This window comes from Pedobacter gandavensis (assembly GCF_032678465.1).
GTDB classification, from domain to species: Bacteria; Bacteroidota; Bacteroidia; order Sphingobacteriales; family Sphingobacteriaceae; genus Pedobacter; species Pedobacter gandavensis_B.
Genome location: NZ_JAVTSK010000003.1, coordinates 231,396 through 243,946 on the forward strand (window position 1 = coordinate 231,396; position 12,551 = coordinate 243,946).

Annotated in this window: 10 protein-coding genes; 6 read left to right on the plus strand and 4 right to left on the minus strand. The window is 39.5% G+C overall.

Annotated elements, in window-relative coordinates:
* Positions 1–214 precede the first annotated feature (214 nt).
* Together R2Q94_RS07155 and R2Q94_RS07160 are read left to right on the plus strand one after the other, a co-directional pair.
* Positions 215–2,746, plus strand: a complete 2,532-nt coding sequence (locus R2Q94_RS07155; protein WP_316820764.1) for a BamA/TamA family outer membrane protein — start codon at positions 215–217, stop codon at positions 2,744–2,746.
* Between the two features lie 79 nt (positions 2,747–2,825).
* The gene (locus tag R2Q94_RS07160; RefSeq protein ID WP_062549601.1) at positions 2,826–3,017 is read left to right on the plus strand and encodes a cold-shock protein; all 192 of its coding nucleotides are present in this window, start codon (positions 2,826–2,828) and stop codon (positions 3,015–3,017) included.
* A gap of 70 nt (positions 3,018–3,087) precedes the next feature.
* Here R2Q94_RS07160 and R2Q94_RS07165 read toward each other — a convergent pair whose 3' ends face one another.
* Together R2Q94_RS07165 and R2Q94_RS07170 are read right to left on the minus strand one after the other, a co-directional pair.
* Positions 3,088–4,689, minus strand: coding sequence for a murein L,D-transpeptidase (locus tag R2Q94_RS07165; protein WP_316820765.1), 1,602 nt, complete (start codon positions 4,687–4,689; stop codon positions 3,088–3,090).
* A 1-nt stretch (position 4,690) separates the two neighbouring features.
* Entirely contained in the window at positions 4,691–5,074 is a 384-nt protein-coding gene (locus R2Q94_RS07170) for a hypothetical protein (protein ID WP_316820766.1), read from the minus strand.
* A 171-nt stretch (positions 5,075–5,245) separates the two neighbouring features.
* Here R2Q94_RS07170 and epsC point away from each other — a divergent pair, with 171 nt between their 5' ends.
* From epsC to R2Q94_RS07185, 3 genes are read left to right on the plus strand one after another with little or no spacing between them, the layout of a single operon-like run.
* Positions 5,246–6,058, plus strand: coding sequence for a serine O-acetyltransferase EpsC (gene epsC, locus R2Q94_RS07175; RefSeq protein WP_316820767.1), 813 nt, complete (start codon positions 5,246–5,248; stop codon positions 6,056–6,058).
* A gap of 4 nt (positions 6,059–6,062) precedes the next feature.
* On the plus strand, positions 6,063–6,935 hold the full coding sequence (cysM, locus tag R2Q94_RS07180) for a cysteine synthase CysM (RefSeq protein ID WP_316820768.1): 873 nt from the start codon (positions 6,063–6,065) through the stop codon (positions 6,933–6,935).
* Positions 6,936–6,971: 36 nt separating this feature from the next.
* Complete coding sequence (locus R2Q94_RS07185) at positions 6,972–7,313, plus strand: DUF6122 family protein (protein ID WP_316820769.1); 342 nt, start codon at positions 6,972–6,974, stop codon at positions 7,311–7,313.
* A 65-nt stretch (positions 7,314–7,378) separates the two neighbouring features.
* On the opposite strand, the gene R2Q94_RS07190 is transcribed toward R2Q94_RS07185, so the two are convergent.
* Entirely contained in the window at positions 7,379–9,538 is a 2,160-nt protein-coding gene (locus R2Q94_RS07190) for a M60 family metallopeptidase (RefSeq protein WP_316820770.1), read from the minus strand.
* A 560-nt stretch (positions 9,539–10,098) separates the two neighbouring features.
* Between R2Q94_RS07190 and R2Q94_RS07195 the strand changes: the two genes are divergently transcribed.
* Positions 10,099–10,956, plus strand: a complete 858-nt coding sequence (locus R2Q94_RS07195; RefSeq protein ID WP_316820771.1) for an endonuclease/exonuclease/phosphatase family protein — start codon at positions 10,099–10,101, stop codon at positions 10,954–10,956.
* Here R2Q94_RS07195 and R2Q94_RS07200 read toward each other — a convergent pair.
* Entirely contained in the window at positions 10,933–12,534 is a 1,602-nt protein-coding gene (locus tag R2Q94_RS07200; protein ID WP_316820772.1) for a SusD/RagB family nutrient-binding outer membrane lipoprotein, read from the minus strand. The genes R2Q94_RS07195 and R2Q94_RS07200 overlap by 24 nt on opposite strands.
* Positions 12,535–12,551: the final 17 nt, after the last annotated feature.

Consider the following 12,551-nt stretch of genomic DNA (forward strand, 5'->3'; position numbering starts at 1 on the left):
TTATACAATTCAATATCGGAAGATTAAGTGAACAGTACATTGTTTTTTTTGTTCATTTCTTATCACAGGTCAAGAGTGAAAGGCGGTGTTAAAGAATACCTTTAGCTGATTCAATAGATTTATAAAAGGGAGGAAATAAAAATGATGAAATGGATGATTGCGATTTGGATTTCAAGGCATTTTAAAAAAATGTAGTCCGCTATAAAATGACATTATGGTAAAACATCTACTTTGTGCAGCCTTCCTGTTTTCTGCGCTTTATTGTCATGCTCAGGATTCCCTGGATGTAAGTATTTATCCGAAGTATGACCAGGTAGGGAAATTTCATCGTTTTCTTTTTGGTGAGAATTACCGAAAGGAATATGCCGATAAGACAAGGGTACCTGTTATTCGTGTGTCTGAGATCAGAGGTGGACTGACGCCCATCAAAAGGGGTGGAGGAAATCAAACCCATTCCCTAAGAATGGAAGATAAACAGGGGAAGGAATGGGTTTTACGTTCTGTGGAGAAATACCCTGAAGTATTGTTGCCTTTAGAATTACAGGCTACTTTTGCCAAGGATATCGTAAAAGATAATATGTCCGCTCAGCATCCTTTTTCTGCACTGGTTGTGCCAGTTTTTGCAGATGTGGCAGGGATTCCTCATAGCAACCCAATGATTGGCTGGGTGCTCCCTGATGAAGCCCTGGGAGAGTTTGCCCCAGTTTTCGAAAATAGTTTATGCTTACTGGAAGAAAGAGAACCTGAGGGGGATACCGACAATACAGAGAAAATGTTGAGAAAGCTCAATGAAAACAATGACAATGCGGCGGATGCTCACTTATTATTGAAAGCAAAAGCTTTGGATTATCTGCTGGGAGATTGGGACAGGCATGAAGATCAATGGCGTTGGATTCCTGAAAAAACAGCACTGGGGATTCGTTATGTGGTGGTCCCCCGTGACCGCGATATGGTGTATTATTTATCTCAGGGACTGATTCCCAGGTTTGCTCAGGTATCCTGGTTGTTGCCCATGATTCAGGGCTACGAACGCAATGTGCAGAATATCAACTGGTTTTTTTGGGAAGGTAGAAGTTTGTATGGCCGGATCCTTGGAACAATGGATGAGGAAGAGTGGAATCAGATCATTCAGGAATTTGTTTCGGTGATGACCGACGAGGTTTTTGAGCATGCTTTAAAACGTTTGCCAGAACCTAGCTATTCGCTTCGTCATGATCAATTAATGTCTCAGTTAAAAGAAAGACGAAAAAGCCTGCCGGAAATGATGAAAACCTATTATCATTTCATGAACAGGATCGTCGATGTGCAAGGAAGTAACAAAAATGAATTGGTGCAGATCAGTGACCGCGGTGTTTCTGGATTGAATATCAATATCAGAAAGATAGATAAAAACGGTCAGGTTGGAGAACAGATTTTTAATCGCAATTACGAACCTTCGGTGACTAAAGAAATCCGGCTGTACGTCCGGGATGGAAATGATAAAGTAATCCTCAATAATAAAAACGCTAATATTCGCCTCCGCATGGTCAATGGAGATGGTCTGAAATTTTATGACATTCAGCAAGCCAAGCATAAGGTGCCATTTTATGGGATGGAACAAGGAATTACTTATGCCGGGCTCTCTTCGAGGTTGAATAAACATATTTCAAATGATACGAATAACACACATTATGTCCCCACAGACTTGTATTCCCGGAATATGACTTTACTGAATGCGGGCTTTAATGCGGATGACGGACTTTCTATGGGCTTGTCTTATAAAATAATGAGTCCGGGTTTTCGGAAATTGCCATTTGGAAATGTACATTCTTTTGCCTTCCTGCATTCTTTCAGAACGAATGCATTTAGCTTTAATTATTCCAGTGAGTGGTTTCAGGCCTTAGGAAAAGCAGATATTGTACTGCAAGCCAGTGCATTTGCGCCAGAGAATTCCCAAAATTTCTTTGGTTTGGGAAATGAAACACCCTATAATAAGGATGGAGACTATATATTGTACTATAGGGCCAGGTTTAGTTTATACGATTTTGATCCTGCCTTAAGGTGGAGAAGTCAAAAGAATACCTGGACTGCCGGACCTACACTTCAATATTACCGCTATAACAGGGATGATAACAACGATCGGTTTATCAGTAATACCAATATGCTTCATTCGCCGGATAGTGCCACAATCAGTCAGAACAAATGGTTTGCCGGGATCAAAATTGGCTTTAAGAGGAATACCAGAAATAATGAAATACTGCCTTCTTCAGGAAGTTTTCTGGATACCAGGTTAAGGTTTTATATAGGTCTAAATTCTGCTGCGGAATCTTCAGTACAGCTGACTGCCAGCTATGCATTTTATCATCGAATTGGAAATTCCAAACGTTTTGTATTGGCAAATCGGACGGGAGGAGGGCTTACTTTTGGAAATCAGAGTTTTTATCAGTCTAATTTTATCGGTGGAGAAGGAAATTTATTGGGATTCCGTTCTTTCCGTTTCGGTGGACAGCATAGCTTGTACAATAATCTGGAACTTCGGACAAAACTAGCCAATGTTGGAGGCTATATATTACCCGGACAATTTGGAATAACGGCCTTCTTTGATACTGGAAGGGTATGGACTAAAGATGATCAGTCGGATGTATGGCATTACAGCTATGGTGCCGGATTGTACTATGCACCAGCCATTTTAACAGTGGTTCAGGCGCAACTCGCTCATTCTAAAGAGGGGTATTATCCCTATATCACCATGAAGTTCAGGTATTAATGAAATTATATTTTATGAAATAACTGAATTGCAATTATTTATACTTACATTTGTACTATTAATTATAATAAAAAATACAATGCAAGAAGGAGTAGTAAAATTTTTTAATGAAACTAAAGGTTTCGGATTCATCGTTCCAAACTCGGGCGAAAGTGAAATCTTTGTTCATTCAACTGGCTTATTAGCCGACATCCGTGAGAACGATAAAGTTTCTTATGATGTTGAAGAAGGTCGTAAAGGTCTTAATGCAGTAAATGTTAAGGTGATTTAAATTTCCTCAATATAAATTGTGAAAACTGCCCCTCAAGGGCAGTTTTTTTTTGTGCATTATTTTTTTCTTTTTACCTGGTCGCAAGGAACAATTGCTCTGCCATTTTTTGATCATGGCCATAGATGTCATCTCTAAAATTCAATCTGCCATTAGGGTCTACCCAGGCTGTGAAGTAGGTAATAAATACAGGTACTGGCTTTTTAAGTGTCACCCAAATCTCTTTTGTGCTCTTCATCGCTTTGGCAATCTTTTCCGGTGTCCATTCAGGTTGATCTGCCAATAGATAATCTGCGAGTTTAACGGGTTGAGCCAAGCGGATACAGCCATGACTAAAAGCACGTTTTTCTTCTGCAAATAATGATTTTGCAGGAGTATCATGGAAGTAAATGTCGTAACTGTTAGGGAAGAGAAATTTTACGCGACCCAAAGAATTGTTATCGCCGGGTTTCTGACGAATCATAGGAAGGCCATTGCTGGTTCCAATCTGTTCCATATTTTTACTGCGTAAGTAATTCCGATTTTGCCTCATCGCAGGAAGAATCTCTGCACGTACAATGCTGGCAGGGATATTCCAATATGGGCTGAATACAATATTTCTCAGCTTATTGCTAAAGATCACCGTTTTATTGGCAGCTTTACCTACTACAATCCCCATATTGGATACTTGCTTATGGTCTTCAATGATATGGAGCTGATATTCTGGAATATTTACCAGGATGCTTTTACCCCCAGGCATCACTGGCATCCAGCGCATGCGCTCCAGGTTAATGAGCATTTTTTCAATCCGTTGCTGAAGCGGAGCATTCAATTCTTTTAATAAAGCGGCATCAATAGTTCCAGTGCTTCGAAGTCCATATTGCTGTTGGGTGTTTTTGACAGCGGTTTTTAACTTGGCATCAAATGTCGGTAAGCTGTCTTTCAGCGAGGTATCTCCAAGAAGCTGTAAACGTTGTTTAACCAGGCTAACCGTTAAACCAGTATCTCCAAGTTGATATTTTTTCTGGCTACCTAATGGGATGGCTTTCCAATCTCCTTCTTTTTGGATTGTATAGTACTTTTCTAACTCTTTTTTTAGTTGTCTATATTGTTGATTTACGGGTTCCCATTCCTCAGCCTTTACATTTTTGTTTGCCATTAAGGAGTCCAACAAGACAACAGCACTAAGTTTTTTCCTGGGGATATGCCATTGAATCACTTCGGGGTTTACTTTACCCTCATAAGCAGCGGCTACATAATTGAAGAAATGACTGGTTAATTTGAGTTCTAGATTGTTCAGACTGCTGTCGGACTTTTTGAAAGTAGTATCTTCTCTCATCAGGAGTTCCATCTTTTTGTCCAGATCCACATCCAAAAGAGAACTGTCGCGGAAGTTATCAACGTAGTCTTTGTTCAATTGATAAAACACCCGGGCCTGTTCCGTCAATCCTTTTTCGCCCAGCCAGGCATACTGAAAGTTCCGGCTGTTGTAAAAATTTCTTAAATACTGGGCTGCACTGTCTGTCAGTTTTTGATTGGCAATATATTGTTCCATTTGCAGGCTGTCTATTGCCAGCCTGGTCACGGAGTTTTTTGGTGTGATGGTGATGTCTCTTTCTATTTTAACTATTTTGTTCCTGTTGCAAGCTATAAATACAAGGGGAATAAGGAATAATATCAAGAGCCATTTTCTCATACTACAGTAGTTTTTCTAATTGCTTTTCGGTTTGTTTATCTAGTGTCAGTAAAAATTCTTCAATCCTAAGTTTCAATAATCGGGTGATTGTAGCGCCCGGCATTCTTTTTAGGATCATTTTTGCCTGATCACTGCTGTTTAAAAAAGTACCTTCTTCTTCATTAAAAGAAAAAGTACCTTGTTTAAAAACGCGTTCCTGCAATAAATGTTCATCCTTCATGGAAATAAATTGCAAAGGATAAATTCTATGGGTTTTTTTTTCGTATAAAATCCAGAAAAATACCTTTGATGGGTCGCTTTCCGGATCAAAATTGCGTCGTTTAATCTCGACTATAGAATTGAAAGGGGTATTGAAGAAATATAGTATTTCAAATGCTTCGGACATATTTCAGGCAAATAGCTTTAATGTAAATTTTGTACGCGAATATAGCTTTAATAATTGTTAACCTTAAAGTCATAAGGAGAGGTTATGGCTTAAAATCAGTTATCTCCTCTTTTTATTTGTAATAATTTTCATTCCTTTACAATTTCAAACAAAACAGTAATAAAATCTACGATGAGCGAAGAATTTTATCTTCATATTTTCAATAAGCAAAACCATGTTGAAGCAGTGCCTTCCAATGCGGTCATTGCCGCTTGGGCTACCAATCTGATGAGTATGGTATACCCGGAACGTTCTACCTTTCCAAAATATACATTAAAGGAAATTCAGCATCATCTTGCTGCCTTGGAACTGGAGCTAACTGCATTGTTAAACTCAACTAAAGCCTGCAGAGATTGTAATAATGAAGAAATTTCTCATCGTTTTTTTAAGGAATTACCCGAGTTGTATCGTAAGATGAATACCGATATCTCTGCAATTTTAACTGGCGATCCTGCTGCTAAAAGTGAATTTGAAATCATCAGGACTTATCCAGGTTTTATGGCGATATCAATGTATCGCATTGCACATGCTTTGTTTATAGCGGATGTACCATTAATCCCTAGAATATTGACCGAGTTTGCACATTCTCAGACAGGAATTGATATCCACCCTGGAGCTAAAATCGGAGAATACTTATATATTGACCACGGAACTGGGATTGTAATTGGGGAAACCACCATCATCGGGGATCACGTTAAATTGTATCAGGGCGTTACCTTAGGCGCATTGAGTGTAGAAAAGTATATGGCCAACACCAAACGTCATCCAACGATTGAAGCTAAGGTAATCATCTATTCCGGGGCAACAATTTTAGGTGGAGAGACCATTATTGGCGAAAGCTCCATTATCGGTGGAAACGTATGGCTAACCAAATCCGTGCCTTCAAATTCTACCGTTTATCACCAATCATCCATTAAAGTAATTGAGACCAGACAAAAAGACTAATATCATGGGAAACATCATAGAATTTGTAGGAAATACCCCTTTAGTAGAGATCCAGAAATTGCATAACAATCCAAATGTGAAGATTTTTGCAAAACTGGAGGGGAACAATCCTGGAGGAAGTGTAAAAGACAGAGCAGCCTTGAATATGATTCGCTCTGCGATAGAACGCGGCGACATCAAAAAAGGAACAAAGCTGATTGAAGCAACCAGTGGCAACACCGGAATTGCATTGGCGATGATTGCAAGTATTTATGAGATAGAAATTGAATTAGTGATGCCTCTGAATTCTACCAGAGAACGTACGCTGACAATGGAAGCTTATGGTGCAAAGGTGACTTTATTGGAATCTATAGAGATCTGCAGGGATTATGCAGAAGAAAAAGGTGCACAGGAGGGTTACTTCCTGCTAAACCAGTTTGCTAACCCAGACAATTACCTGGCACATTATAAAACTACCGGTCCGGAAATCTGGAAAGATACGAACCATCAGATTACTCATTTTGTCAGTTCAATGGGTACTACAGGGAGCATCATGGGGAATTCTATGTTTTTAAAAGAACAAAACCCGGAAATCCAGATTGTGGGTTGTCAGCCAACAGAAGAATCGTCAATCCCAGGGATTCGCAGATGGCCAACCGCCTATTTGCCAGCAATATTTGACGCCAGCAGAGTAGACCGTGTGATGGATGTTTCTCAGGTAGAAGCCACAGAAATGACCAGGAAACTAGCTAAAGTGGAAGGGATCTTTGCCGGGATGAGCAGTGGTGGCGCATTGGCCTGTGCATTGAGACTGGCGGAAGAACTGAGTTCTGGAGTGATTGTGTTTATTGCCTGCGACAGAGGTGATCGTTATTTAAGCTCTGAGCTTTTTGGTTAATCACAAACCTATCCTGAAAAGAACCAAACCTGGGAAATGAGCTCTGATTTATTGAACATACTGAAGCCTGTAGTACACTACAGTATGCATTTTTTAATGCCAGGCTTAATTGCGTACGTTTTTTTTAGAAAAGAATGGAAGAAAGCCTGGCTGATCATGATTGCGACAATGTTGGTAGATGCAGATCATCTGCTGGCCACACCGATTTTTGATCCGGGAAGGTGCAGTGTAGGTTATCATCCACTGCATTCCTATTATGCAATTGCTGTATATTTTGTCTTATTGTTCTTCCCTAAGACCAGAATCATTGCGGTTGGCTTGATCTTTCATATGTTTACCGACTGGCAGGATTGTCAGTGGTTGCATTGGTTTGGGTAAATTCTCTCTGCTTCACATCAGTACACATATAAAAGGATCCAGTATCCCCATCAAAGGGAACTCGTCTATTTGCTATATTTCAACATTTCCTGAGGTAACCAAGTTTTGTATTCTTTTACTTTTTGTTTTGAATCCTTTGAGACAGGGATTTGCCAAATGTCAAAAAAATCCGTTAAATTAGAATTGGTTGCATCGCATATGCTGGTAAACCACAGGTCTATTTTGTCCTGATCAGACTTGGGGTATGCCTCCTTTGGGAGTGTTCTATATTTTCTGAAAACTTTTTTTATGGGCTCCCATCCAAACGAATCGATTAACTGAACGTACATACTCAGAGCAAGGAAGGAATCTTTTTTCCATGTTTTAAATGAGGGAGAAGTTTTAAGATAAGACTCTACTTTATTTGTTAAGGCTTGTTTATTCGGGAATTTTTCATTGTCAAACAGCCCTTGATTCAATACCTGATGGTACGTGAATAATGTAAATAGATTTACTGTAATTTCTGTCAGTCCAGAGAAATCAATATCCTTAAACTGGTGTCTATGCCCTATCTCATGAATGTGACCCCAGGATCCTTCTTTTTCTAACCTATTGACATCTAGCATCAGTTCAGTGCTTTCGTCATCAGGTACAACAATTTTTGTTCTTGTGGTAAACATATAGCCATAAGCAACGTCAGAATCTACAATAATACGTTCGGGATGAACTCTTTTTGGAGATATGTCGGCCAGTTCTGCATTGGCATTCATAACTTTATCCCAGAACTCTAGAAGTCTTCCGGGCTGATCTAATGTTCTAATCCGTGCTGAAGGAATTGTGAAGACAATATTTTCTGTAGCTAATTCTGCCCATGGTGCCGGATAGTTGCGAATCGTTGTCAGCCATTCTTCCTCGCTAGTTTTATAAAGGTCAAAGTGGGGAGCCCTAACAGCACCTGTCAGACTAAAACCAACACTTTTCAGTGTACTGCTATCAGGAATTGAAATCAACAACAATCCCCCATAAGGCGAATATATTTCTGTTTTTGTTTTGTTTAACTCAAAGGTTCGGGTAAGATCAGATCCGTCTCGTGTAATCACCTCCAATTCGGAGATATCATCGTTATGTACTCCTATTTGAGCTTTTAATTGTTGTGTTGTATAGGATTTGTTCAAACTAATCACAACACGTTCACCTGCTGGCACGTAAAAACCAGTGCTATGTGGGCGAAAGTAGGTAGGATGTGGTTCTGATAGGCCCTGATTGCCTACTCTTACTGGAATGGTTACTTCTTCATTTTTGATTCTTGGAGATTCTTTGGTTACTTTCCCTGGAAAATTGATGTAGTTTTCTGCTTTTGCCCCTACTTTGTTTACATATTTTTTTTCAGCTAATAACTGATTGAATCTGTATCCCCAAACCTGTTCATTGTTATTGATTTTTACTGGATTTTCTTTTGATGGGAAGAAGCTGCTGTCAGCATACTTAAAAACCTGTTTTACTTGTTTCAAAATGTGAGAATTAACTTCATTATGATCAACCATGAGTTTGATAGTTGGGTCAATGAATAGAGGTTGTAACAGGTAGTCTATTTTATTTGGATCGTTCTTGGCTAACCATGGCAACAAAGTCTGAGGATGTAAATATGGAGGAATGGTATCGGCGGATAACCTTTTTTCTGTAAATCTGGCGGCAAACATCCGGTTCGGATTGTTGCAAAAACCAGCCTTGAGAAATAATGAGTTTATTTTTAGGTCTTGGATGATCGGATAGCTACTTTTCCTATCCCAGCTCAGTTCTCCATAAGGAGAGCCAAAAACCAGAGTTCCACCACGCTTGATGTATTGATGGAGATTTTTCAACATTAAAGAATCAGTAATATCTTGAGTTAAGAAGATAACAGCGGTTTTTTTCCTGATTATTTTTCCGTCGATCTGATAACAATTGGATTTGTTTTTAATATAAGAAAGGAAGTCTTCCATGCCATCACCGTATATTCCTATTAAAGGCCTTTCAGGCTTGTTCGAAGGCTTAGCCCAATTGAGAATACCATCAATGCCTTTGATCACCTCAGCGTCGTTAATCATAGGTTTTTTGAAATAGGCAGATGATCCAAGAATTAATATTTTGCCTTTACCGAGATCTGAGGAAGCAATTGCAACGAGTTTCATTTTTGTCTCATTACCTGGTCTGTAAGTACTCAGGATCTTAGGTTTTTCATTGACAATAAATACTGATGAAAACATATATGAGCTGTCTGGCATACAAAGATTCGCTATACTTTTCAATGAAGTAATTTCTTCTTGGCCTTGCGTTAACAGGTGTGTTGAACAAAGCAGTATGATCAAGATTGTTTTTTTTATTAACTTCAAATGAGCCATGTTTTAGATGATATGAATGAGTTTTCAATTAACTATAATGCAATTTAATAATAATAGTTACATGTGAAAACCTTTTGTAAATTATGGGGAATGCTGATCTTCCTTTGTTCGCAATGATTCAATTAGTTTGAATTTATAATTTGTAGATATATAAAAGGATAGGTTCCAGGTACTTTCTGCCATGCTTCTGAGCATATCCTCTTTGATGGTTAATGCATTAAGCGTAAAGATTGATAGTATGCTGATGCAGCTCTCTGCTTGTAAAAATCGAAGCGTATATGGTAAAAAAACTAATTTATTTGATATTTAAATTTCCTTGAAAACCGATGAGATTCAGGAATGGTTTCTTGCTCATGGGGAAGGAGTTTGCCAAATTTTTACAAAGGAAGCGAATGATTCTATAAATATTCTCCTATTTTGGCGAAATGAAGCGCATTACCCTTTTTATTTTCATGATGGTGGCAGCTCAGTTATTGCATGCACAAAGCCCACTAAAGATCATTTCTTATAACGTTTATAACTATTTCGAAAGTGAAGTGGAGCGTAAAGCTCGATTTATATCCTGGGCAAAAGGCCAGCAAGCGGATGTCATTGCCTATCAGGAACTGGTTAATATTACGGCTCAGGAATTACAAACATTAGGGCTGGCTATTGACCATCCATACACTGCATTGGTTAAAGAAAAGGGATATGCGGTAGGGATTTCTTCAAAATATCCGATTACGGATGTGAAGAAAGTAATTGAAGGAATGCATCATGGTTTTATGGCTGCGAAAATTAAAGATCTGAACTTTGTAGTGGTTCATTTATCTCCTTTTTCTCATGAAAAAAGGAGGGAAGAAATCGCGACTATTACTGATAGCCTGGATCGCTGGTCTCTAACCAAAAAGGTCATGATTATGGGTGATTTCAATAGTCTGGCTGCAACGGATAGTATGGCTTATAACCGTCATGATCGATTAAGACCTATGCTAGCCAGTGACAGCAGCAGTAAAATCAGCAATACAAATAATGGGATGCTGGATTATACCATTCCTGCATATTTAATGCAAAAAGGCTTTCTGGACACCTGGACATTGAAAGTAAAGGGGTTCAATTTCAGTTATCCAACACAGGTTTTTGGACCGGTTCCGGACGCTTCCAAAGAAAGAATTGATTATATCTTTGTTTCTCCGGATTTACAGAAAAATGCGATCAAACCTATTATTGTAAAAGATGCGGTGACAGATCAATTGTCTGACCATTATCCTTTGGGGATTTTACTTGTCCCACCACACTCTTGAGGTCAGGGCATCACCGCCTGCCAAACGCGCAACGGCTGCCTTATAATGTTCAGGGTTGTTTAATACTTCTGTGGAGAGGTAGATCATTCTTCTGGGGATGGTACCATTGGTTACATTGCCAGGATAATTGATTGGTTGAAGCAAAGGATAACCGGACCTTTTCCAGTTGAGCCAGGCTTCAATAAAATTAAACATGGTTCCAGTGCTGATCCAGTATTGGGTATTGATCGTTTCCAGTGCTTTTTCTTTTGTGGATTCATCTAATTGTTGGGTACTGATAAAAGTTTCAATGGCTACATCTGGAATATTGGCCTGTGGATCCATTTGTCCGCTGGCCTGCAGTGCAGTTCTAAGTCCTTTGTGGTAATGTGCAGCGGCTGTACCATTCACTGCCCAACCCCTCAATGCAGCTTCTGCCAATAAAAATTCTGTTTCTGCACAAGTCATGATAAATATAGGGCCACCAAGTTTGAGGTAAACGGATGTTCTTGGCCTTGAATACTTACCCAGGGCCGCAAAATCATTGTCATTTCCCGTTCCACCGGGATAATCAGGAGCCAGATGAATGTCTGTTTTTCCACCTGAAAGGTCATATCCATTTGGCAGACCCTGCTGTAATTCCGGATTTGTATTTCCTGCAAGATTTTGATTGTTGTTGTTGGCGAAACCAGCTGCAGGTACTTCTGCAATAGCAGCCAGACGCGGATCATTTGTTTTTTTAAGCTGATCAATAAGTGTTTTGCTCCAGCGCACCTCCCGGTAATCAGAGAGCGTTCTTAAAGCGAGGGATATCCCATTCTGACTGTTGTAATTGGAGGCATCCATCGTAATGAAGGCATTGTCGCTGATGTCGATGAAAGTACCTCCGGCAGCAGCTTTCTCAGCCCATAATCTGGCTTTCAGCGGATCAACTTTAGTCAGTCTCATCGCCAGGCGAAGCATCAGACTGTAACCAAATTTTCTCCATTTTGTAAGGTCTCCTTTGTAAAAAAGATCGGCAGTGGGCTTTGGTAAATCCGGATTAAGTTGTTTAATAGCCTGCTCAAGGTCGTTTAACATGGAGTCATAGATGTCCTCCTGAATGTCGTAAACCGGGTACTTAATCCCTAATCTTCCTTGTCCGGCTTCATGGTAAGGACAATCGCCATACATATCCGTAATTCTTTGTAAGATCAGGACGAACATCATGTCGCCGATGGCCAGCAGATTAATGTTCGCCTTTGGATCTTTTTCTTTGGCAATTCTTTGCATTTCGCGAATACCGGAAGCTTCGGCATAACCTTCGTCAAAAATTCTTCCCTGGTAATCAGTGAAGTTGGCTACATTGATGTATTTGTCTCCGTTATTGTAATAATAGTAGGTTGAAGCCAAAAGTTGCACCATCGTGCTGGGGTAGAGCAATTGATAATAACCCTTATTCGCAAAGCGGAGTTGTGAATTGGAAAGCAGGTAATTGGGATCAAAATTCTCCTCTGTAGATTTGCTGGGATCGGTATTGATCCTGTCCAGCTCTGCTTTGCTACAGCTAAAATGAATGCCGATTAAAAGAAGGAAGGAAAGGAATATGTACTTTTTCATTTCATGTCTTTTTTAAA

Coding starts and splice junctions, on each gene's coding strand:
- R2Q94_RS07155 (WP_316820764.1), top strand. CDS start 215: ATGGTAAAACATCTACTTTGTGCAGCCTTCCTGTTTTCTGCGCTTTAT.
- R2Q94_RS07160 (WP_062549601.1), top strand. CDS start 2,826: ATGCAAGAAGGAGTAGTAAAATTTTTTAATGAAACTAAAGGTTTCGGA.
- R2Q94_RS07165 (WP_316820765.1), bottom strand. CDS start 4,689: ATGAGAAAATGGCTCTTGATATTATTCCTTATTCCCCTTGTATTTATA.
- R2Q94_RS07170 (WP_316820766.1), bottom strand. CDS start 5,074: ATGTCCGAAGCATTTGAAATACTATATTTCTTCAATACCCCTTTCAAT.
- epsC (WP_316820767.1), top strand. CDS start 5,246: ATGAGCGAAGAATTTTATCTTCATATTTTCAATAAGCAAAACCATGTT.
- cysM (WP_316820768.1), top strand. CDS start 6,063: ATGGGAAACATCATAGAATTTGTAGGAAATACCCCTTTAGTAGAGATC.
- R2Q94_RS07185 (WP_316820769.1), top strand. CDS start 6,972: ATGAGCTCTGATTTATTGAACATACTGAAGCCTGTAGTACACTACAGT.
- R2Q94_RS07190 (WP_316820770.1), bottom strand. CDS start 9,538: ATGTTTTCATCAGTATTTATTGTCAATGAAAAACCTAAGATCCTGAGT.
- R2Q94_RS07195 (WP_316820771.1), top strand. CDS start 10,099: ATGAAGCGCATTACCCTTTTTATTTTCATGATGGTGGCAGCTCAGTTA.
- R2Q94_RS07200 (WP_316820772.1), bottom strand. CDS start 12,534: ATGAAAAAGTACATATTCCTTTCCTTCCTTCTTTTAATCGGCATTCAT.